Genomic DNA, 22,451 nt, shown 5'->3' with positions numbered 1-22,451 from the left:
CAAGTTCTGGACTAGGCCTACCTGAATGCGGAAAGGCATCACTTCATCGAATTAACTAATCGCTTGACCGCGGAAAAAAGACACTTTTCGCAGGGATGATCACTTTACCGATGTGGCCCGCCAAGCCGTCGCGCGCCGGACTAATACATTCGTTGCCACGGTCTTGGCTACGTCCTTACATTTAACTCACTGCCGCGCGCTTTGAGCCATCGGCGCGACGCGGCCCGTGCAGATGGACATTGTTCGACTATCCACGCCGAAAGGTATAACGAAGCCCCTCGCCAACCAATTTCAGGAAGTCCTCACCTTCTTCACTCAGCGGGTTCGCGATCATTTCGACGCGAGCTTGTGCCGGAGTTTCCAGATTGCTGACATAGGCGATCCAATAGCGCAATCCCGCCCTCGAGCGTGCCGCGATCCGGGCGGCGCGGACTTCGGTCTCACCCATTTCAAACATGCGTGGATCGTTGAGGCTCGCCTTGACCTCGACCTGCCAGGTTTGCCGTTGCCATGATATCTCGAAGTCGTAGCCCAAGCCGTTATTACCCTCTCGACCGGTAAACGGCGTTCCGTTGCTTGACCTCCAAGCGGCGTCGATGTCCTGCTTGGGAAGACGCGCTTGCAGCCAATGCCTGACCGCGAGCTCACCCAAACGTCCGATCATGTCGGTTTTCGCGGACGGCGCGAATTGATGATCTCCATTGCCTCTGATTGAGCCACGGGCTTTGCCGGTGCCGGCCGGTTTGTCGTTATCGGAGTTTCTCTCAAGGGCGGCGGCGTTGCCCACGGGTGTCTCTAGGAATTGTCGAGACAGGGTCTGAACCAACTCCGCGTTAATCGCCACCCAGTCCGCGTCCTCGGGATCACGTGGCATGCCGTTGAATTCGACCGAGCGCTCGCGCTTGCGCTTGTCAGCTAGATCAGACTCGGCCTTCGCACGGGCGGCGGCGATCGCTACGTCTCCCAGTTCGAGCTCATCTCTATCAAGGGTCTTCTCCATTCCGGATGGCCAGACACCAAGCCGATCAACCCAAACGAGGAGGCTGTTTCGTTCAAGCGCCCGAAAGTCAAAGACGCCGGCCCTGTCCAATAAGGTGCGCAACTCACTCAAACCGCTATCTGCGGCGGCCCAGGGCGATGGGATCGTCAGGTTCCGTGCCGAGCACCATGCCCGGATCAACGGCACGGCCGTCTCAACGAATTCCTTCAACGATCGCGCATTAGCGCGACGTACTTCATCCAGCGGTTCGAGGTCTGGATGGGCGATTCCTAGCGGATCGGCCCCGAGAGAGAGTAGCCAGGCATCGATATGCCGCGCCAACGCTGCTTCCGGAACCTCTTGCCAACGCATCGCCCAGGCCGGATCGGTCGGCATCGCACTCGCCGCTTCCCTTGCGACCGCGTACGCCGGCGCCGGGTGGCCGGCCGCCAGCGTGGGGACGAACACCGCCCGCAACGCATCGACTATGTCACGGCTGGCCGATTTGACCTGATTGAGCAATTGCCGTGCATGAACGTCAGTGTAGGTGTCGGGTGTTTGACCGACAGCCTGTAGTGCATGATTGAACGCCTCGAAATCAAGACCAAGTGCCTCACGCAGTTCCGCGATAGAAAGGGACTTGCGGCACGCGTCCAGAACCGCCAGCGCGTCGCCTCGAACCGGCGATATCCACGGCGCGATCGCCTGGCGCAGGAAGTCGGCGTCCTGCACCGCCTCGGCCTCGCTCAATGCGAAGGCATCAAGGCCCGTCTGGCCAGCATCCAGATACAAGATGGCGCGAAGCCAGGGAAGGTGGCGTTCGAGCCCACCGCCCATCGTCTCGCGAACCACACGGCGTGCGTTTGGCGTCAACCGGAGGCTATCGCAGAGAAAGTCAATCTCTTCTTCCAGATCGCCGATCTCGCTTATGGGAGCTTCACGCACCTGCAGGGTTCGCAAAAGAATCCGGATGCCTTGTTCCAGACCAGGCTGGTCCAAGGCCTCACACAACGCGACGAGCGATTGATCCAATTGGCGCCAGTCGGTCTGGCCAACACCCCGGATGACGATCACGGCGCGACCATCGGTAAGCCGGAGGCCCAATGCCTCCGGCCCAACCTCCAACTGATCATGCTCGAAGTCATCGAGTTTGAAACCCAGTCGCGCACCGGTCTGAATCATCACCCGCTTCAACCGGTCAAGCACGATCTGGCGGTTGACCGGCAGCGTTCGAGCATCGAGGCCCTTCATCGCTTCCATGGCGACGGCCGCCATCAACGGAAGTCGCGGACACCAAACAACCGCCTCGGCCATGTCGCCGGTCCCCACTTCGCGTCCATCGACCGTGATCGTGTAGTCGGCTTCGGAGAGGAGGCGCACCTCGGCGCCATAGAGAGCCCGCGTTACAAGGCCAAGACGTTGTCTGTCACCAACGCGAATCTCCATCATCGGTCGCCCCGCCGCCTCCACGAGGCTACTAGCCGTCTCATCATCGGCATCCCGCACGTAGATCGGCTCTACGCTCGCAGCCTCGCCTCTCAACGTGAAGACCTCGACGGAACCAGACCGCCGTGCCAGGATTCGATTGGGAGCGACCTGAGGATTTGGCAGGGGCACGGTGCGAAAATGGTCCGCTATTCTTTGCCAAGTCCCAGAATAGAGATTGCTGAGATGTCGCTCGTAGTATCTGTCGAATCCAGGTTTGGCGAATTGCTCCGCCAGGAACTCCGCCTGCCGCAGGAGCGAGCCACTATCATCGAGAATGCTAAGCCCAGTGTACTTTCGGATCGCGGTCATGTGCGACGAGGTGGCCGCGTCAAGGGCACGGATCACCAACGGCGCCGGACGACGAAGAAAGTAAGGAAAGCGCTCGCCGGATTCGGCGGCCATCCAGAGCTGCGATGGCTTTACGGCGACACGCTCTATCCCAGCCGATGTGGGTTCCTGAGCCGGCAGCCAGGCCACTTCAGGACGCAGGAACATCGCCAAGGGCGTCGACCACTCCCGGAAGTCGGCGCGGTTGAAGGTTGAGTGACGCACGGACACCGACCATGTGTCGGGAAGACTCTCGCCCAGCCAGGCGATCACCAGCAGCGAGAAAATTTCCAACGCTTCCCGATCGAAACGCGACACATCAAACTGGCCCGGCATCCACTGCAGCTCACCGCCAAGGGTATACATGCTGTGGCCAGTCAGGGGAGTATGCTGTTCAGCCGCGAGCAGCTGCTTCCACATCGCTATCGCGGCCTCCGGGAGCCCGTATCCGCGCCAGAAGGTGTTGCTTTCAAGCGTCTGACCGCGATGCGAACCCGATAGCGATTTTCGTACCGGATGGAGGCCCTTCCTCACACCAAGCTCGATCAGGAAGTCCGTCCATAGCGGCATACTGCCCACCCGGAACACATAATGGTCAGGGTCCGCCAAACGCCGACTGGATAAATCCCCTAGTTCAGCACAATCGGCGGGCGCCGAGTCGAGAAAACGTTGGACTAGGCGTCCCCGCGTTTCCTCAGGCCAACCGGCGGAGAACACCGCCTCCTCGGCCGGCAGGAAACCGGAACCGGCCGTCGGCACATAGAGGCGAAGGTTTGGCGGCAGAGACACGCTCCGTCCCTTACCTTGCGGGCGCCGCCAAATCTGGAAAGCCCATCGGAGCCCCGCCGACCTCGACTGGTGCCGTGCGTCATCGCGGAGAACACGTGCGAGCTGCGTCAGGATGCTTTCGCGGTCAAATTCAAGCATGAGCTTGTGGCGTAGCAAAAAGGCACGCGCGTCCGCGAGTTCGCCGTACCAGTCCAGCTTGTCGGACAGGAATGCAAAGTTTTTCGTCAAGGCCGTTGGCGGTGACAAATCCGTTATTTCGTCGCCGTCGTTTCCCCGACGCGCGGGAGGTGCGAACACTGCTACCTGTCCGGTCCGTCGCACGCGTCGACGCCCGGATTGGGGGCCGTCATCCGTCGGTGCCACCACCGACATTGCGGGGCGCAACTGACCGTCGTCGCATAGCAATATGTCCTGGCTCGCCAGAGCCACGCCACCAGCTCCCAGGAACTCCGCCAGTTCCTTGTAAAATCTTGTCCACGTCGCCGGCGAGGTTGAGCCATCCTGTTTCAGTGTCGCGGCGATCCGAACCGCGAGTGCTGCGCGCTCGGTCGAATTCGGCAATTCTGAATAGGACGTGACATGGGCTCGCACAAAGCTCAAGAATGCGTCGCTTCGTTCGCCCAATCCACGCCAGATAGGCCAAGAACCCACAGCCAGGGCGTGCCGCGCGGCCGCCTCCAATGAGAACACGTCGCCGACGTGGTTCCATCGTCGTGCCGCGCGCGGGCTTCGCCAAGAGAGTTCCAGGCTTTCGCCTTCAACCGTCAGGATGGGCACAATTGGCGCATTCGCGAACTCGGCTACGCCCATCGCCGCGGCCACCCCTATGGCAACGCGCTGTGCTAGATTCGAAGTTGTCTCGAAACTTTGAGCCTGATGCCAGCACATCAGATCGGCACTGGCACGCGCACGCTGCTGCCGATCCAGGGTTGTCGTGGTTGAAGCGACGTGACGCGTCAGCCAGGCCACTGTATTGGCCGCCAGGTCCGCAGCCTTCTCAAGTAGCATCGCATTGAGGCGAACCTTGCCGTCCAACCCCTTACGGTTCGCTGTTGGGAAAAAAGACGCATGCAGGTAGCCACGGAATGGCGCGTGCGCCTGCTCGCCCATCGGCAGGAATGTAAAGAGACGCGATGAGACCGGGACTTCGTCAAGCCGTACAGCGATCGCTATCTCGCCTTCGCCTTTCCAGGCCGCCCAATGCGAATGAAGCTGACCCTGATCGATACCAGTGGCGATCGCATCGATCATGATCGGTTCGGCGATCGCTTCCCGCGCGATGAGGTGCCGACCCGAAAATCCTAAATCGGCCACGCTCAGACCGGCTGGCCCGCCCTGAATGGGTTGTTCGGATCGTGTGAGTATCAAAGGATCCGCTTCGCTGCCATCACTCTCAACGACCCTGACCGTCAAACGCGCCAGCCGCCGCAGGAACAACAGCATTGGCACGTTGAGGCCGCGTAGCGCGTTGATTTCGGAAACCACGGTTTCGGCTGCCCGAGCGTCTCGCAGCGGCAGCGCGATAACCGTCGCAAAGCCCCGTTGGGAGAAATCCCTTACTCGCGATGGCTGATCATCCAGCCAGATGGGAATGTGAAACGGTGGCAAATCCTTGCGGGCGAGCTCAAGAACACGAGGTCCAGATGTAAGTGATACCAAATCATCTTGGTTGGCGAAGCGAAAACAAAATCCGTCGAAGCGATCGAGCCCGCCGACGCCTTCTGCCTGCGAATATATCTCCGGTGCCTCGCAAACGTGGCGGACGCTGCGGAAGCCAAGCCCTTTGTTGCCGATGGCCTGTCCAGGTTGTTTGCTCGAAAGGCCCAGGTCCGACAGGGCCTTGACGTTCTCTTCGCCGAATGGCGATCCACGGTTGGCGACGTAAAGAACAGGCGGAGCCTCGCTTGCGTCGAAAAGAACCTCGATTTCGCCATCCGCTCTACCGTCCGGATGGACGTCGTGCGCGTTCTGAATCAACTCGATCAGGAAACGGCCATGGTAGTCCGCCGCGATCTGCTCGCTGATGCTTTTTGCGGTGGAATAGATTTCGGAGAGATATTCGCCCTTGGCGTCAATCGTGCCTTCAAAGCCAAGGATTTTTCGCTTCGACCAATCCTCAACAAAGGCCCGCGCAACCGTCTCCGGAGACGGCTCAGTCACCGAAGGCTCAAGGCTCCCAATCATTTCATTCATCACGCTGTTTGCATGCCCCCGCGACCTCGCGCAGTTCAAGCATTACTTGCAGATCTCTACAAGACGTAGCGTGAGATGTTGCACAAACTCGACCTCTCGCCCAAATAGTTGACCGCGACTACAGCCCGTGACTTGTGCCACGATGATTGCCAGGTTCTGGTGCCGGCGAAGGTGACGTTCAGTTGAATTATTCGCTGCCTTCTTGCACCATTTCAACCGTGAGCGATCCAGCGGGCAGCGCCTTCAGGAGCTGTGATTCGGGCTTGGTGAGATGGATCCATGCCGCCCAGTCCTCCGGGCGCAGCACCACAATCTGGCGATTGTGGAGAGGCGCTACATCAGCCCCGGGTTCCGTGGTCAGCATCGCGAATGTCGGTGGCTTGTTGCCTTCACCATCGCGCCATAGGCCAGCGATCGCCATGAACGGGGCGCCGTTGAGCATGAAGCGGTGCTTCGCCTTAGGAGACTTCTTTCCGGTGAATTCGAAAAAGGCCGATGCTGGAATAAGGCAACGGTTGCTGTTGGAGAAATTCCGTCCTTCCGAGCGGAAGTTGAAGATCGGCCCGCCTTTGGGCCCGGACGGCGGAAAGGCAAAGGTCATCCTCGTAAGTTCGATCATGTCGCCAGTGGCGCACATGATCGGGGCGGGGTCACTGATGCGGATGTCATCCGCCTGTGGCAAATCCAGCTCGGTTTGATGGGTGGGAATGTTGAGCGCCAGCGATTGCATCATCCGGCAATATTCGGCCCAGGCGATATGCTGCTCATAGTCATTGCACATGGCTGCTCCACACGTTCGGCCTATTGCAGAGTTATTCCACGCTTGGTTTGCATCGATAATTGCGGGGGGTGAATTTCGTTCCAGACTGCCGGGGCCGGTCGAGCGCCTCGGCTCCGAATCCGCAGTCCGGTTTCGCCCATATGCCGACAAAGCGGTCGTCCTGAAAATCTACCTTTCTTGCAAGGCAGAGATCCAGAAAACCAGAAGGCGGCAAAGCCAGAAGTATGGCACGACTCTCGCTGTGGCGCTCGGACCGGCAATGGGCCGAGCGGAGTTATCGGAGCGTGATCCCCTTGCTGTACGTCTGGGAGCGCGTGCCTTCGAAGTCCCATTCGTACACGGCAGAGTGGCCAAGTATCTGTTGGTGCTGACCGAGGAAGAACGTGAAGCCATTCGGTGCTGCAATGAAGAAATGAAGCATCGGTGCTCGCTTCTCGCCTCGGATGATGGCGACGATCTGCTCGGCGAGCTTTGCCGCATGCGAACCTGATCTAACACTGCCACCGGAAGCGCCGGCAGACAGCCCCACGGCCAGTAGTTTACCGATCTCGGGCCGTCCCTTTAAGAACGCGCGCACCATAGGGACCACCTCGTGGGTGAGGCCGATTGCAACCGCTGTGTCCTCCCCAGGGCCAAGCTCCTCAATCGAGGTTGCTGTGGTCGGCCATGACGGATCAAGGGCAACATCATCACGACTCCAGAAGCGCCGCCCGTTCATGCGCTGCTCGATCTCAATAGACTTGCCTGCCTTGACGTTGAGGATCGCCCCTACGGCAAAGGCCAAAGAGACATGCGTGTCGAGCACGAGCCGCATGTGGTCGCTCTTCTGCGCCTCAGTCAAAATAAACGACCTCAACACCGGGAACAGATCCGAATCCCATCCCGATTCGTCTTTAAGGAACCGCCCGTCGAAATGAGGGACAAGATCCAACGTCATCGGGGCACGGGCCTCGATGTTATCAATAGGATGCATGAACGAGCGCACGCCGATCGTGGTTTTGGGTGGATCCTTTGCTTCGGCGAGAAGCCTCTCTTCATGAACGAGGGCGCGGAAGGTCTCGCGGTCGAATTCCTTTCGGCCCTGCGCATGAAGCTTCCGGATCAGGTCGTCGTAGCTGAAGCCGGCTTCGTCACGGGGAACTCTGCGCATCCCGACGGCGGCAAATTTGTCGTTGATATGCTCGCGCAAATCTTCGCCTGAGCGTATGCGCAAATTGACGCCGAGCGTCCGGACGAGAAGGCGAAGTTCGGGCTCGTCGATGTCCAGGTGGCCGCGCCATAGCAAGCGCAGGCGGCCCATTAGGCTGCTATTGCCGCCTTGAAACATAGCGTCAAGATCGAGTGCGTTAGTTTGATTGAGGATCAGTTTGCGAAGCGGGTCTTTCTCTCTGGTCTGCCAATTCGTTACCAACTGAAACCGTGCACCTTCACCAGTAGGGGCGTAGGTGGATTGTGCTGCCCGTGCGCGCTGAAGAAACGAGGTGGAGGTCCCGCCAATAAATACTGGGTCTGTGAAGTCAGAAAAACCAAAATCTCCCGGCCGGACATGCCATTTGCACTGTCTATGATCACGCAGGATCGGCTTTCCGAAATGATCCTGTGGCGCGCCATCACGAGCGTAGTCTATGACGACGTCATCGAACGCCCTAGGGCCCGTCTCAAACATGACGCGCCGAACCGGGGATTCTTCATCGAGCAGACTGGCCGCGGCCAACCAGAAAATCCTGGCCTGGAAATCGTCACCCTGCTGACGAGCTATTACCGCATCGGCCATCTGGCACCTTAACTCGTCGGGAAATAGCGGCCCATAATCTCTCGCCATAGAGCAATGGCTTCGGTCTGCTTGCCCTGCTTTTCAAGGCGCACCGCGAGCGCCGCCTTCATTTCGGCCTGCCGTAATTTTTCCTTGGCGGCCGAAATCAACTGGGGCGTCATCTGCTCGGAAACCGGAGGACCGTACCCTGCCGGGTCGGGCCATTCGCGTTCGATGCCATCGAGTGCTGCTGCAAAGAAACGACGGATTTCGCTCGGGTAAGACGTGAAGGGCGGATCAACGAGATCCTGCATCATAACTTCGATCAGGAATGCGGGCTTGATCGGTTTCTCTGCAGAGCGGTTCCAGCGCTTCACCATTTTCACCAGAGGAATCCACTTGCCGCCAAGTTCTTTGTTTTTAGCAGTGGCTTGTTCCATATGGATCTCAGGGTCTGTCTTAACCCAATCGCCGCGAATGCGGTCCGGAATTTCATAGCAATCGCCGAGATCGAAAGCCGGGACTGCATCGATTGAGAGCACCTTGCCTTCTTCGTCCGTAGTGTTCTTCTCGAATTCGACGGTAGCGCAGCGCCGGCCCGGCTCGACGGCATCATCTTCGTACTCCTTGCGCAATGTTTTTACAAAGGCATTGATCAAGTTCGATGGCGGCCCTTCCCGGTACTTGTCGCGCTCCTTCTGGCCCAACACGAAGAAGACATCGACGTCCTTCAGAGGCTTTGTCTTGGTGTGGCGCTTGTAGGAACCAGTGAGGAAATCACGATCGACCACGAAGTCGGCGCGGATTACATCCCGCACGTCGCTGTGGCGCTTGATCGCGTTCTGCCGCTCAGTCTCGCTAAGCTCAAGGCGCTGCCGGTATTTCTCGAATGCTTCTTCTGTCGTGATCATCTGTAATACGTCGCCGATGCCATGATGTCAGGTGTTCCAATTACCGTTCCAGCTTCGCGCGGAGCGAGGCCATTCAATCCGAGAAAGGCCGCATCGCTCAATCCAGGAAGTGCACGAGCCCAAGGCGTGTGAACGAGCAACACGCGGTACGTGCAATCGGCAGGCGGACGCGGTGCTTTGGCAAAGGAATCTTTCAGGAAATCGCTATCGATCCACATCTGATCAATATCTGTTCCGTCATAGCGGATCGGAAAATCCCATCGCGCCGATGCGTAGGCCGCGCCTGGGCGATAGAACTCAATGACGAAACTCGTGAGATCGCCCGTCTCCATCCATTCACGCGCTGCGTCATGGACCCAGCCCGACCATGCATCGACAAGCTTCCGCGGGTCGAGACCGTAGTGCAGGACCAGTGCCCTCAAAAGGGTGCGCATCTTATCCGACACATAGATGGCCGTGTGCGTTCGCGCGTAGGCAAGGGTATTGACCGCGTTCATGATCAGCCCAGCGCTCCCCAGTCAATCTTCAAGGTCTGTGCAGAAGATGAACTCGCATCGTCATCGTCGACCGGCATGCCCACATCGTGCACTTGGATACGAGGAGCGCGATCTTTCAGCGTGCTGTTCATCCAGGTAACGTCATCGGCATCGGATGGGGCGGTCATTGCCCAGTTCCCTGCTGTTGGATTCCAGTTCAACTTTTCCACGTCGACCTCAGCTTCCATCGCGTCGTCGCCGTAGAGGCAGTAAATAACAAGGCGTGATCCCACGCCCCTTACCACGATGGGCTCTAGCGCCGGGTGTTCATCGGCGATCAGCGACTCCATCACGCTGGCCGCCGCCGTCAGCGTAGCCGCGTCCACCGAGCCGCTTCCGGTGATGAGGTCCGTGATTGCTTTCCAAGTTTGCGCAGCGGAGCGCCTGGGAATGGAGGCAATGTCTCGCCTTACCTTCACGCTGCGTCCTCCTGAATGTCCGCCTGACCCGCAGCGCGCTTCAGGGTTTCGAGGACGTGCTCGGGCTTGAGTTTGTTGAGATCCCTGGCGGTCTCAATGGAGATCGCGCCCGCGGCCGTGATCGCCTTACGCAAACGCCGGCCGTCCATGCCATCGGAGGCGTGGATATATGCCGCGATGTGGCTCTTGAGATCAGCAACCTTGGGCCACTTTTTCGCCAGTAGGGCCAGCGTATCGAGAATGATCTCTTTGCGCGCCTCTGCATTCGGCGGCCCGATATCCTCGATCCAATCAGCACGCGACAGCAGCGCCCGGTCAACTGCCTGGGGAAAATTGGTCGTGGCGATGAGCAAGGTGTTACGGTGCTTTCGGCACAGAAGGTCGATACCGGCGAGAGCAGCATCGGTGGCGCGGTGCGCGTCAATCGGGTTCGCCTCAAGACTCATACGCTGCCGATCGGCAGCGAGCGTCTCCACTTCGTCGAGAAGGACGATCGTCGGCCCGAGATCCGCGAACTCCGGGATGGTCTGTTGGAAAATCTTCGAGACTTCTTTTTGGCTTTTGCCGAGCGAGGAACTCCCCAAGGCATGGGCATCGAGCTGAATGTACTGCACCTTGCCCAGGGCCTTGGCCACCTCGTTCGCGAGGCCGCGGGCGAGCGTTGTCTTACCGGTACCTGGTGGTCCCGAGAGCACGATCAGGCCATGCATCGGCATAGCATCGAACGAATAGTGCTGGCGTAGCTGAAGCGACAGAAGCGCCTGCGCCACTAGCCGCTGCTTCACCGCGTCAGCGACCTTGATGGTGTCCCACGCGGTCGCGAAATCGGCGTGTGGCAGCGACACTTGCTCAACAATCGCATTCATAATTCTTCCTCGTCTCGGCACGGTATCCAGGCACATCGCCCGGCCCTTGAATTTTGGGGGTCGATTGACACCACTCACCGACAACTTGAGGATTTCAGACTCTCTCAATGTTGTCAATAAGCACACAACGGCGTGTCGATATGTGTTTATTAAACACACAATGTTTGCGCGATTGACATCGTGGCGCTTGTGGGGCAAGCATGGGCCATGTCCGACGAAGTTCTTTACAGAGCATTTGGGCGGGCCGTCGCCACGCGCCGAAGAAGGCTTGACCTCACCCAGGCCGAATTGGCTAGCAGGGTTGGCATGTCGCGCGCCTCGGTCGCCAATATCGAGAGCGGTCGGCAAAACGTATTGCTACATCACGTCTATAGTCTTGCGTCGGCCCTCGAGTGCTCCAAAGTCTCAGACCTGCTGCCGACGCAACCGAAACCAGCAACTCAGGAGAGCTTTGATATGATCCTGTCAGACGAAACCGTATCCGCCCGGGGTAAGGCCCAAATCACTGATTTGATCGCGAACGCACTAGCACAACGCGGTTCCACGAAGTCCGGGTCATGAGTGCGAATTCGGATAGAGCCCGGGAGGCTGCCCGTGCTGTCTTGCGGGAATTCGGTGTGAAAGCGGCGCCCGTTCCTATTGAGCGCATCATCAAGTCAAAAAACATAGTCCTCCAATACGCTCCGCTGGAGGAGGATCTTTCCGGAATGGCATACATAAAAGACGGGGTCGGGATCATTGGCGTGAATGCCCTGCATCATCCAAACCGGCAGCGATTCTCAGCGGCGCACGAACTCGCTCACCACGAGCTCCATGCCGAAGAAATTAGGAAGGCAGTTCACGTTGATAAAGGATTTCGCGTGTTGCTTCGAGATGACGTTTCTTCGCAAGGGGTCGATCCATTGGAGATTGAGGCCAACGCGTTCGCGTCCGAGCTGCTTATGCCGCAAGAGTTCCTGGCGGATGCGCTCGATGCGGGCGGCTTGGATATCGAGGATGAAGCGGGCATCGAAGCACTCGCCCGCAAGTTTCGGGTGAGCACTTCAGCTATGCGTTATCGATTGGCGGGGCGCTTTTAGATTAGAGATGACGAGCTTCGTCTTCTTCGACACAGAGACGACGGGCCTCATGCGCGGCTTTGATCAGATCGTGCATTTCGCAGCGATTCGGACCGATGCCAACCTCAACGAGATCGATCGGCTCGAGATGCGTTCGCGCCTCCTCCCGCATGTGGTTCCCCATCCATCCGCTTTGCGAACAAACGGACTCCCAATCGGGCGACTGACGGACGAGAAGCTACCTTCACACTATGACATGGTCCGGTCGATCCGACGGAAGCTCCTATCTTGGTCTCCGTCGATCTTTGTCGGCTACAACTCAATTCGTTTCGATGAGGAGATGCTGAGGCAGGCGCTATTTCAAACGCTGCACCCAGCATATCTTACGAGCAAGCACGGCAATTGCCGGGCGGATGTTTTGGGCCTGGTGATGGCAGCTGCCGCGCTCTCTCCAGCGTGCCTGTCGGTCCCTGCTGGGCCGGCCGGCCGGCCGACATTCCGTCTGGAGCAGCTAGCGTCGGCGAACGGCGTTGCGCATGCCAAGGCTCATGACGCAATGGCAGACGTCATCGCAACGCTTGCTCTCTGTCGATGCGTGCAGGAGCGCTCCTCCGAACTCTGGCAGCGTTTCGTACGTTTTTCGAAGAAGGCAACTGTCGCCGATTTTGTCGACTCAGAGGATGGCTTCTTTCTTACGGAGTTTTTTGGAAATGAAGCTTACCACACGCCAGTCGTCTGCCTTGGCCCAAATCCCGAACAGCCCAATAATCGTCTGTGTTTGCGACTGGATGGCGAGTCCGATCGTTTAGCTTCAATGGGTGATAAAGAGCTACAGGCGGAGCTCGCCCAGAAACCGAGCCCGGTTCGTCGACTTCGAATCAATGCCGCGCCAACCCTGACGGCATTCTACGACGCGCCGGATCAGATGCTGAACGGCATTGAGTTGGATGAGTTGGAAGCCCGAGCACGCCGAGTCAAAGATAATTTGCCGCTCCGCACTCGACTTATCTCTGCCTATGTCGCCACGCGCCAGCCGCAAGTTCCCTCACAACATATCGAAGAGCAGATCTATGAGGGATTTCCCGGCCCAGGTGACGAGGCCCGCATAGCTGCATTTCATGATGCAAGTTGGCCAGAGGCCTTGGGCATCGTCCACAGCTTCGATGACGAACGTCTTCGGGCATTCGGTCTCCGCCTGATCTATTTTGAGTGCCGCTCTGTGCTGTCGGAAGCTGCTCGACTCGACTTGGAGCGGGTGTTAACCGACCGCCTTGTTGACGAAGGATCCGGGGGGCTGACGCTCCAACAAGCACTGATTGAGACAGACGTGTTGCTCGCCGACGGCAGCATTGACGTGGAAGGCGTTCTCGCCGACTACAAGACCTATTTGATTGGTCGAATTGAGCGCGTGACCGAGTTTCGATCGCGCCATTTCGCAGTCAACTAGAGCACCTGTCAGAGCACTCACAAGTGGCTGACGGGGTCAACTGGTTCGTTCTCGGAGGGGCAGATGGGAAAGAACTTCGTCGTTTGCTGCGAGGACAGTGGCTCGTGCGCAAACTTTTGCTCTGAGGCACTGTCACGATTTGGCTGGCACGGTGGCTACCTCTCTGAACAGAGCATCTGGCTTTGCAGGGGAGAAATGGTCTTGACCATCTCTCCCCCGCGAATGCCACCTGCGCAGAGCGAGGCCGCCCGCTCGCAAGGCGCATGACCGTCGCGCTCTGAACTGATCCTATCCGCCCCGCTCGACGCGCAGCCCAGCTCCGCTCGCCGGCATTCGCCCCCCTCTCTGCCGCGCGCTCACGCGCCCCCGGAAGGCATGCCGAGGGGCATGCCTTCGGCATCTAACGGAGAAGGATCAGAACCATGACGATCAACGTGACAAATGCGAAGGCCGCAACTGCTGGCGAGAGCGGCACCGAAGTTTTCATTCCGCTGAACAAGCTGAAGAAGTCGCCCCGCAATGCGCGCAAGACCCCGCACAGCGGGGCGATCATCGAAGCCTATGCGGCCAGCATCGCGGCCAAGGGTATCCTGCAAAACCTTGTGGTTGAGCCGGAGTTTGACAGCGAGGGCGCGGAAACCGGCTTCTATTTCGTCAGCATCGGCGAAGGCCGCAGGCTGGCGCAACTGCTGCGCGTGAAGCGCAAGCATATCAAGAAGACCGAGCCGATCCGCTGTGTCATCGACACGGTCAACGACGCGCATGAGATCAGCCTGGACGAGAACATCACCCGCGAGGCGATGCATCCCGCCGATCAGTTTGAAGCGTTCCGCGAGCTTCACGAGGAACGCGGATGGGGTGCGGAGGAAATCGCCGCCCGTTTCGGCATTACCGCGCATGTCGTGCGGCAGCGCCTGCGTCTCGGCGCGGTCAGTCCCAAGCTGATGCAGGTCTATCGCGAGGAGGGGCTGACGCTCGACCAGTTGATGGCCTTTGCCATTACCGACGATCACGTCCGGCAGGAACAGGTGTTCGAAAACCTCTCCTACAATCGCGATCCCTACGTCATCCGCCGCGAACTGACGCGCACGCATATCGCGGCGAGCGACCGGCGGGCCATCTTCATCGGCGCGCAAGCCTATACGGAAGCTGGTGGCGCTATCCTGCGCGACCTGTTCACCGAAGATCGTGGCGGCTTCTACGAGGATGCGGCTTTGCTCGACCGCCTGGTGATCGAGAAGCTGCAAGGTATCTCGGAAACGGTTCGGCAGGCGGAAGGCTGGAAATGGGCGGACGTTCACATCGACTTCCCCCATGCAAATGGCTTGCGCCGCACTTACGCGCAGCCGGTGGATTTGTCGGAGGAAGACAACGCCGCCTATGCATCGGTATCCCACGAATTCAACCGGCTGACCGAAGAATGGAATAGCGCCGAGGAATTGCCGGACGATATCGATCAGCGTTTCGGCAGGCTGGAAGCCGAGATCGAGCGGATCGACGCGCTGCGTCACGCCTTCGATCCTGATGTTGTCTCGCGGGGTGGCGTGTTTGTTGTGCTTGCCCATGACGGATCGGCCCCGCATCGAACGTGGCTTCATCCGCGCCGAAGATGAGTTGCCGGAACCGGAAGCGGAAACGCTGCAAGGCGGCGAAGGTTACGCCGTCAACGACGATGACGAGATCACCGGAGCCGGCACTGGCTCGGATTGCGATGGTAGGAACGAGGAGGAAGCGGAGGACGACGGCAAGCCGTTGTCGGACCTTCTCATTCGCGACTTGACCGCTCACCGGACGCTCGGGCTTCGCCTTGCGCTTGGCGAACAGCCAGACATCGCCCTTGTCGCGGTGACCCATGCGCTTGCTGCGCAGACCTTTTATCAGGGTGATGAGGCCCACTGCCTCGAAATCCGCCCAACAAGCGTCTACCTCGCCGCTCACGCGGAAGGCATCGAGGATACGGCGGCAGGCAAGTCACTGGCGGACCGACACGCGGAGTGGGCTGCGGACATGCCCGGCTATGTGGTTGAACTGTGGGGCTTCATCGCCTCACTCGACCATGCCAGCGTCATGGCTCTGTTCGCCCATTGCGCCTCGCTCACCGTCAATGCCGTAAAGCAGCCCTGGGAGCGCAAGCTTCGCGCCCACGAGACTGCGGACAGGCTGGCGACGGCCATCAACCTCGACATTACGGCACATTGGACGCCAACCGTCCGGACGTATCTCGGGCGCATCACCAAGGCGCATATCCTCGACGCCGTGCGCGAAGCTGCCAGCGGCGAGGCGGCAGACCGGCTATCGGACCTGCAAAAGCAGCCAATGGCGGAAGCCGCCGAGCAGTTGCTTGCCGGAACCGGATGGTTGCCTGCGGTCTTACGCACCGAGCGGCCAGCGATCTCCGTGGAAGGGCAAGACGAGGTAGCGGATGCAAGATCGTCGGACGTTTCCGAACTGGAAACGAAATCCGCTCAGCCCGACACGACCGAAGAAGGCGAGGCCTTCAACGTCGCCGCCGAATGAGGCGCAACGGGCAGGGGCTGCAACGCGTCTCCTGCCTACTTTGCAAGAATTTTCGGCCGCGCCACTAGAGCAGAATCTGATCACTCAGGCTCGTATCCTGCGGCGCAGAAGTAGTTTGAGCACTCCTCGGCGGTGAAGCGTGGCAAGGCGTCGCGGATTGCGTCCCAAAGCTCGGGGATGTTGCGTGCGGCGGCTTTCCTGAGGATCGACTTCAGCTTGGAGAAGGCATTCTCGATTGATGGTGTGGATGGCTCCTGCTCCCGGCGTCGCATTGCGCCATAGTTGGGATGTTGTCGTCCCGAGCAAAGGAGCCATCCATGTCAGAACTTGCCACAGTTGGCATCGACCTCGCAAAGAGTGTCTTCCAGATCCATGGTGTCGATGGGAACGGTCGGGTTCTCGTACGCCGTCAGCTTCGCCGCAGCCAGTTGCTGGTGTTTTTCCAGAAGCGTCCACGATGCCTGATCGGCATGGAGGCTTGCGCAGGTTCTCACGATTGGGGGCGCAGGCTTCTGGAGATGGGGCACGACGTCCGGCTGATGCCGCCCTCCTATGTGAAGCCTTACGTGAAGCGCGGGAAGACGGATGCTGCGGATGCGGCCGCCATCTGTGAAGCCGTGACACGCCCCTCCATGCGGTTTGTCGCCATCAAGAGCGAAGCCTGCTCGTCGGTTCTGGTTCTTCACCGCACGCGAGACTTTCTGGTTCGCCAGCGCACGCAGATCGGCAACGCGATCCGGGCCCACATGACGGAGTTCGGCGTCATCGCGGCGAAGGGCGCGCAGAACGTCAATCGACTGAAGGATCAACTGGATCAACTGCCGGAAGTAGCTCGAATGCCTGTGAGTTTGCTCTTCGATCAGTTGGCCGAGACGGACAAGCGGATCGAGCGGCTGACCGACGAGCTCGAAGAGACCTACGCGCAAAGCGAGACAAGCCAGCGTCTAGCCACAATCCCAGGTGTGGGGATGCTGTCGGCGACGATCATCGCGGCGACGACGCCGGATGTCGACAATTTCGGCAGCGCAAGGGACTATGCCGCCTGGCTCGGCCTCACTCCCAAGCCGCACTCCACCGGAGGCAAGCAGAGGGTGGGCCGGATCTCGAAGATGGGCAATCGTTATATCCGACGCTTGCTGTATCTGGGCGCCATGGCGCAGATCATGCTCAGATGCAGACTCAAGCGCGAGCCGAGCTCGGACTGGCTATCGGGCATGCTGATGCGAAAGAAGACGAAGATCGTCGCCGTCGCTTTGGCGCATCGCATGGCACGAACAATATTCGCCGTCCTGAGGGACGGATCGCGTTACGAGCCGCAGTCAGCCTGACAGGCTCTCGGAATGGTCAGGGCAAAGTGAGGTGATGGCGAACAAACGGAGACGAAGAACCAGGACACCCCGATTAATCCGAAGCGCCTCGAGCGCGCTCGATTGAGTGGGACCTGTTCTCCAAGCGGATATTCATCAGGGCGCGCAGCGATCCCGTTGCACATTCAGACGCCGTATACATGGCCGCAACCGACCTGTTCACCAAACCCGATCCGATACCCTTGACCCGCAGGAGCCATCCATACACGGGTTAAAGTCGGGGCTGTAAGGCGGTAGGAAGAGCATTCGCGCGCCGGCCGCTTCGATCGCTTGGCGGGCGGCGGCGACTTTGTGAGCGGGCAGGTTGTCGAGGATGACGATGTCACCAACTCGAAGCGTAGGCGCCAATACATGCTCGGCATAAGCGGCGAACCATTCACCCGTCATCGGTCCGTCGAGGACCATCGGCGCAGTCATGCCCGTCAGGCGCAATGCGCCTGTAAAAGTACGTTTTCCAGTGCCCGTGCGGGATCGGAGATCGGCACCGCATGCCCCGCTTTGCCCGTCCACGCAGGCGAGCCATCTTCGTCGATGCGCCGGTCTCGTCGATAAAGACCAACCGTTCGGGATCGAGATCAGGCTGGGCCTTGAACCAGGCGCGTCGCCGCGCGAGCACGTCGGGCCGATCCTGCTCGCTGGCGTGCGCTGTTTTTTTTGAAGGTCATCGAGTGACGGTCGAGAAAGCGCCAGATCGTGCTCGGCGCGAACACGACCGCATGCTCCGCCCTGAGAAATTCAGCCAACTCGACCAGTGTGATGTCGTCCTGACCTTCGATCACCGCCAGGATCGTATCCCGGTAGGCTTCGATCCGCTGGGAGCGCTTGTCTCCGCCTTGGGGCTTTGCCCGCGTCGCGCCGCTCTCTCGCCATTCGCGTACCCAGCGGACCGCGCTTGCCGCGGCAACACCGAAACGATCCGCCGCAGCCCGCCGCGACAGGCCACTCTCAACCGCTGCGATCACTCGCGAACGCAAATCCTCCGATATGGCTCTAACCATGCCTGCTGGCCTCCATACCCAGCCGACATGATGAATCAGATATTCTCCCCGATGGGAATCCCTCGCGATTCCATCAGGTCAGATTATGCTCTAGCGCGGCCGGATACCCGGCACGAAGCTCGGAAGTGTTGGAGCGCTAATGATACCTACCGGGGCGAACATTGTCCCGGCACGACGCCACTTATCCACCCGGCGCATCTCGGCGTCGGTCGCCTTCGGGGGTCCCTTTCCGACAATGCATCACCATGCCTGAGTAGTCAGCGTATTGGGATCAGTCCGCCATGCCGGGAGATCAGGTGTGATTGAGTGCCAACGCGTTCGCTCTCAACCGGGCGCAAGTTCTGTAAATTTGGGATGCGAAATCGTCACGGCTGGCGGCTTGGAAGTCGCAGCAATCCCAGCAGTCAGTCGATCGTCTTCGGACCTGCCCAATTCTCAATGGCGATTTGGCCCGAATATGAAAGGAGTCGGGCTGTCCCTTTTTCACCCAGGGAGGAGGGACTACACCTCCTGGTGTTTGAGACCAGTTCTTTGACAGTACGGGGTAGCGTCACTGAGCGGATGATACTGGCCATGATCCATCGTAGCTCGTGGTGTTCCCCTCCTTTTGCGCCAAGCCACGACCACGGCGTCCTCGAATGGATTGGGTCTGACCGAAGACCGCCTTCGCTGCGCTCAGTCTCGATCGTGTTCCCGCAACGACGTCGCTGCGTTTTCTTCCCCTGGCCGCTGCGCGTCCATTCCTCGCGATCCAAGAAAGCCTCGCGTCGCCGTCCTCCACTTCGTTTCAGCCCCTTTTGGGTGCGGACCGATCGTCCCCGGTCTCACGACCACCATCGAGGCCGCGATGGGCGCGGCCCGAGAAAAACAGAAGGAACACCACAATGGCTACGATCGGCACTTTCTCCCGCACCGCGAACGGCTTCTCCGGCTCCGTCAAGACCCTCAACCTCAACGTCAAGACGGTGACGTTCTCTCCGGCCGATGGCGAAAACGAAAAGGGTCCCGACTTCCGCATCTTCGCCGGCGCCACCGAGTTCGGGGCGGCATGGAAGAAGACCTCGCGCGAGGGCCGCGACTACCACTCCGTCAAGCTCGACGATCCCAGTTTCCCGGCTCCGATCTATGCGAGCCTTGTCGAGACCGACACCGAGGGCGACTTCTCGCTCATCTGGTCCCGCCGCGCTGCGGAGTGATCCGACAAAGCACGAAGCCCCGCCGCAAGGCGGGGCTTCGTCATGTTCAGGTCCGCTGGCGACCGACCACTCGTCAGACGTGCCAGTTAAGCCTTGGCAGTCGTCTTGCGCGGCTTCTTCACCGGCGACTTGATTGCAGCAGCAGTTGTTCTTGCCGCCGCCGCTCGTACGACGGGTTCCCGCTTCGCCGCCGCGGCGGGTGTGGCCGCCGGCGCTTTGCGCCCGAGTCCAATCGATTTCGCCAGGGCCGACCGGGTCGCCGCATAGTTCGGCGCCACCATCGGATAGTCGGCCGGCAGGTTCCACTTCTGCCGATATTGGTCGGGGGTCAGGTTAAAATGCTGAAGATGCCGCTTGAGCGATTTGAACTTCTTTCCATCTTCCAGACAGATGATGAAGTCCGGCGTCACCGACTTCTTGATCGATACTGCCGGCTCCTGCTTGACCACCGGTTCCACCGCTGGCGTTCCGATGCCGTTCAGAGCGGCATGGATATCGCCAATCAGCTTCGGCAACTCGCCAACCGGTACTGGATTGTTCGATACATAGGCGGCAACAATGTCAGCCGTTATCGACACGGTGTCCAGTTGGTTGCCTTGTTCGAGAGCAGTGCTCATGTAATTTCCCTTTTTCTATCGGATGAATTGAGCGACGTTTGATTTTCCCAGCCTGCCCACGAGGCAAATAGTACGTTTCTTTGTAAAATCCATGTCTCTTACGCAACATTATAAGAGTAAGCTTCGCTTTTATCGTCCTGATCGGCTGCGGATGCCCTTGCCGATCCCATGGGAAGCAAGGAGCTTCCCCTCGCTTCCCCGCCAGTTCCGGCTGTGCAGAGCAGGGTCGCTGGCTCGCAAAGCGGCTTACCACGGCAATAATCTCGATCGCTTTCCATCCGCTTCGCTCAACCATGCAACCCGGCTCCGCGCGCTGGCACTGGCCCCCATCACTCCCGCGCGCTCTCGCGCCCCCGGAAGGCATGCCGGGGGACATGCCTTCGGCATTGAGGAAAAGGAGTGAGCGAAATGAACATGACCACCATCATCGACGGCGAGAGCAACCGCCAGCAGCAGCCGGCTTCAAGTGGCTTTCGCGTGGACATCACGCGCGGCGGACGGATCGGACGGGTTTCCTCGGAATGGTTCTCGCGTCCCGATGATGAGCGCTATCTGAGCCTCACCGAGCTCCATGATGCCGTGAAGCAACGCGCAGACCGCGCCACCGCCCGCACTGTCGAGAGTCGCGCCGTCCGCGTAGAAGCCACCCGCGACAATGCAGAGCGGCTATCGCTTCTTGTCCCCGGACAGGAGCAACCGATTTCGCCCACACATTGGAGTTTTGGCCAGCTTTGCAGTCTTGTCGGCGCACCGGCAACCTACATGCGCCAGCTTCCTGCGCCTCTGGCAGGCATCAATTTGCAGCATGGCCTTTTGAGCCATCGAGCAGAATTGATGAAGACACTTGAGACGGAGGACGGACGCGTTGAACTTCGCGCCGTGACTGGACCGGACTATGGCCGTATCTGGGATCACGAGCTTGTCAGCGCGGTCATGAGGATCGCGGGCAATGGCACCGGTGACACCATGTGGAAGGTGCCGGGCGTTCTGGATTGGGCGACGATGACGCACAATCCGTTTGTGGACATCACCAAGGACACCACCACTCTTTACGCCAGCGACCGCGATGTCTTCCTGTTTCTGGTGGATGACACACACCCGATCGAAGCCGGACGCCTTCCGAATGGCGAACCGGATTTGTATTTCCGTGGCTTCTATTGCTGGAATTCGGAAGTCGGTTCGAAGACTCTAGGCATCGCGAGTTTCTATCTCCGCGCCGTCTGCATGAACCGCAATCTATGGGGCGTGGAAGGTTTCGAGGAAATTACGATCCGGCATTCGAAGTTTGCCGCGCAGCGTTTTGCCCGTGATGCCGCACCCGCTTTGAGGAGTTTTGCGAACTCAAGCCCCGCGCCGTTCATCGCCGGCATCAAAGCCGCGCGCGAGAAGATCGTCGCCTACACCGACGAAGACCGCGAAAGCTTCCTGCGTAAGCGCGGTTTCTCCAAAAGCGAAACAGGCAAGATCATCGAGGCAGTTTTGCAGGAGGAGGGCCGCCCGCCCGAAAGCATCTTCGATTTCGTGCAAGGCATGACCGCGCATGCCCGTAGCAAGGCGCATCAGGATAGCCGGCTTGAACTGGAAGGCAGGGCGAAGGCCTTGTTGGAAAAGGCGGCATGAGCAAACGAAGGGCCGCGCGGCGAACGTTTCACCGCGCGGTCTTTAGGTCCGCCACATCAATGAGACCGTCATAGCACAAGAATATCTAGCGACCAGATCATCGGGGTCGGCGCGTGCGGCCGTTTTGAAACCACGGCGGGCGCTCGCCGGGCTCTGCCCGGCTCGCGATGCGACTGCTGCCATTTCGAGCGCAGCCAAAAAGAAATTCGTTGGATTTCAGAGTTCCGATTTCGCCCTCGAGCAAATCGACCGCTAACGCTTTCTGGCGGGCATACTCGGAACTGTTGCCACCTCATTCAGAATATCATGGGGGTCGAATCCGATCGTTTCAGCCAGATCGAGGAATTCGATCACATCCAGGCGGCGCCCTCCCGACTCGATCGCTGCGACCACTGACTGATATCGATCGATTGCTTTTGCCAAGTCGGCTTGGCTCAAGCCTGCGGCTTTGCGCTTGTCCACGATCAACTGGATAAGTCGCAAATGTCTTGGCGACCGAAGTGTCTTTTGCATTCGCTGCCGGTCCTTGACGAAACCGGCAGATCAATTAAATGGAAATCCAGATAACCAGAAAATCCGGTTATCTGAT

16 protein-coding genes and 2 pseudogenes are annotated in these 22,451 nt (G+C 59.3%); 7 read left to right on the top strand and 11 right to left on the bottom strand.

The features are described 5' to 3' along the window. Positions 1-247: 247 nt before the first annotated feature. The 7 genes from ACVWWD_RS00090 to ACVWWD_RS00060 form a co-directional block, all read right to left on the bottom strand. A complete protein-coding gene (locus tag ACVWWD_RS00090) occupies positions 248-5,776 on the bottom strand; it encodes a sacsin N-terminal ATP-binding-like domain-containing protein (protein ID WP_457102839.1) in 5,529 nt (1,842 codons plus the stop codon). A gap of 187 nt (positions 5,777-5,963) precedes the next feature. Further along, on the bottom strand, positions 5,964-6,557 hold the full coding sequence (locus ACVWWD_RS00085) for an SOS response-associated peptidase family protein (RefSeq protein WP_457102838.1): 594 nt from the start codon (positions 6,555-6,557) through the stop codon (positions 5,964-5,966). 274 nt (positions 6,558-6,831) lie between these two features. Continuing rightward, positions 6,832-8,331, bottom strand: coding sequence for an SAVED domain-containing protein (locus ACVWWD_RS00080; RefSeq protein ID WP_457102837.1), 1,500 nt, complete (start codon positions 8,329-8,331; stop codon positions 6,832-6,834). Between the two features lie 8 nt (positions 8,332-8,339). Further along, positions 8,340-9,221, bottom strand: coding sequence for a CBASS oligonucleotide cyclase (locus ACVWWD_RS00075; protein ID WP_457102836.1), 882 nt, complete (start codon positions 9,219-9,221; stop codon positions 8,340-8,342). Then, complete coding sequence (locus tag ACVWWD_RS00070) at positions 9,218-9,718, bottom strand: hypothetical protein (RefSeq protein ID WP_457102835.1); 501 nt, start codon at positions 9,716-9,718, stop codon at positions 9,218-9,220. Before ACVWWD_RS00070 ends, ACVWWD_RS00075 begins: the two co-directional genes overlap by 4 nt. 2 nt (positions 9,719-9,720) lie before the next feature. Then, positions 9,721-10,176: a hypothetical protein gene (locus ACVWWD_RS00065; protein WP_457102834.1), complete on the bottom strand. Its 456-nt coding sequence runs from the start codon at positions 10,174-10,176 to the stop codon at positions 9,721-9,723. Beyond that, on the bottom strand, positions 10,173-11,042 hold the full coding sequence (locus ACVWWD_RS00060; RefSeq protein WP_457102833.1) for an AAA family ATPase: 870 nt from the start codon (positions 11,040-11,042) through the stop codon (positions 10,173-10,175). The genes ACVWWD_RS00065 and ACVWWD_RS00060 overlap by 4 nt, the downstream gene beginning before the upstream one ends. A 207-nt stretch (positions 11,043-11,249) precedes the next feature. Between ACVWWD_RS00060 and ACVWWD_RS00055 the strand changes: the two genes are divergently transcribed. The 5 genes and pseudogenes from ACVWWD_RS00055 (at position 11,250) to ACVWWD_RS00035 (ending at position 17,392) form a co-directional block, all read left to right on the top strand. Beyond that, positions 11,250-11,603 carry a helix-turn-helix transcriptional regulator gene (locus ACVWWD_RS00055; RefSeq protein WP_457102832.1) on the top strand — a complete coding sequence of 118 codons (354 nt, stop codon included), beginning with the start codon at positions 11,250-11,252 and terminating at the stop codon, positions 11,601-11,603. Beyond that, positions 11,600-12,121, top strand: coding sequence for an ImmA/IrrE family metallo-endopeptidase (locus ACVWWD_RS00050; protein ID WP_457102831.1), 522 nt, complete (start codon positions 11,600-11,602; stop codon positions 12,119-12,121). Before ACVWWD_RS00055 ends, ACVWWD_RS00050 begins: the two co-directional genes overlap by 4 nt. A gap of 7 nt (positions 12,122-12,128) precedes the next feature. Further along, entirely contained in the window at positions 12,129-13,547 is a 1,419-nt protein-coding gene (locus ACVWWD_RS00045) for an exonuclease domain-containing protein (protein WP_457102830.1), read from the top strand. 422 nt (positions 13,548-13,969) lie between these two features. Beyond that, positions 13,970-16,064, top strand: a pseudogene (locus ACVWWD_RS00040) (ParB/RepB/Spo0J family partition protein). 317 nt (positions 16,065-16,381) lie between these two features. Next, positions 16,382-17,392, top strand: coding sequence for an IS110 family RNA-guided transposase (locus ACVWWD_RS00035; protein WP_023832783.1), 1,011 nt, complete (start codon positions 16,382-16,384; stop codon positions 17,390-17,392). A 246-nt stretch (positions 17,393-17,638) separates the two neighbouring features. On the opposite strand, the pseudogene ACVWWD_RS00030 reads toward ACVWWD_RS00035, so the two are convergent. Together ACVWWD_RS00030 and ACVWWD_RS00025 are read right to left on the bottom strand one after the other, a co-directional pair. Next, positions 17,639-18,011, bottom strand: a pseudogene (locus ACVWWD_RS00030) (IS630 family transposase); the annotation flags it as partial. Further along, positions 18,007-18,429: an IS630 transposase-related protein gene (locus ACVWWD_RS00025; protein ID WP_023690367.1), complete on the bottom strand. Its 423-nt coding sequence runs from the start codon at positions 18,427-18,429 to the stop codon at positions 18,007-18,009. The pseudogene ACVWWD_RS00030 and the gene ACVWWD_RS00025, both read right to left, overlap by 5 nt. Before the next feature lie 884 nt (positions 18,430-19,313). Here ACVWWD_RS00025 and ACVWWD_RS00020 point away from each other — a divergent pair. Further along, entirely contained in the window at positions 19,314-19,625 is a 312-nt protein-coding gene (locus tag ACVWWD_RS00020; protein ID WP_352680085.1) for a DUF736 domain-containing protein, read from the top strand. An 86-nt stretch (positions 19,626-19,711) separates the two neighbouring features. On the opposite strand, the gene ACVWWD_RS00015 is transcribed toward ACVWWD_RS00020, so the two are convergent. Next, positions 19,712-20,242: a MucR family transcriptional regulator gene (locus ACVWWD_RS00015; protein ID WP_457102829.1), complete on the bottom strand. Its 531-nt coding sequence runs from the start codon at positions 20,240-20,242 to the stop codon at positions 19,712-19,714. A 414-nt stretch (positions 20,243-20,656) separates the two neighbouring features. Here ACVWWD_RS00015 and ACVWWD_RS00010 point away from each other — a divergent pair, with 414 nt between their 5' ends. Next, a complete protein-coding gene (locus ACVWWD_RS00010) occupies positions 20,657-21,862 on the top strand; it encodes a DUF932 domain-containing protein (RefSeq protein WP_457103604.1) in 1,206 nt (401 codons plus the stop codon). A 252-nt stretch (positions 21,863-22,114) separates the two neighbouring features. Here the strand turns inward: ACVWWD_RS00010 and ACVWWD_RS00005 are convergent, their stop codons facing one another. After that, positions 22,115-22,375 (bottom strand): helix-turn-helix domain-containing protein, encoded by a 261-nt coding sequence (locus tag ACVWWD_RS00005; protein ID WP_084652625.1) that lies wholly within the window; start codon positions 22,373-22,375, stop codon positions 22,115-22,117. Positions 22,376-22,451 lie beyond the last annotated feature (76 nt).

The organism is Mesorhizobium sp. URHB0026 (assembly GCF_054059755.1).
The sequence above is the reverse complement of the archived record's forward strand: the minus strand, read 5'-3'. Positions and strand labels throughout refer to the sequence as shown.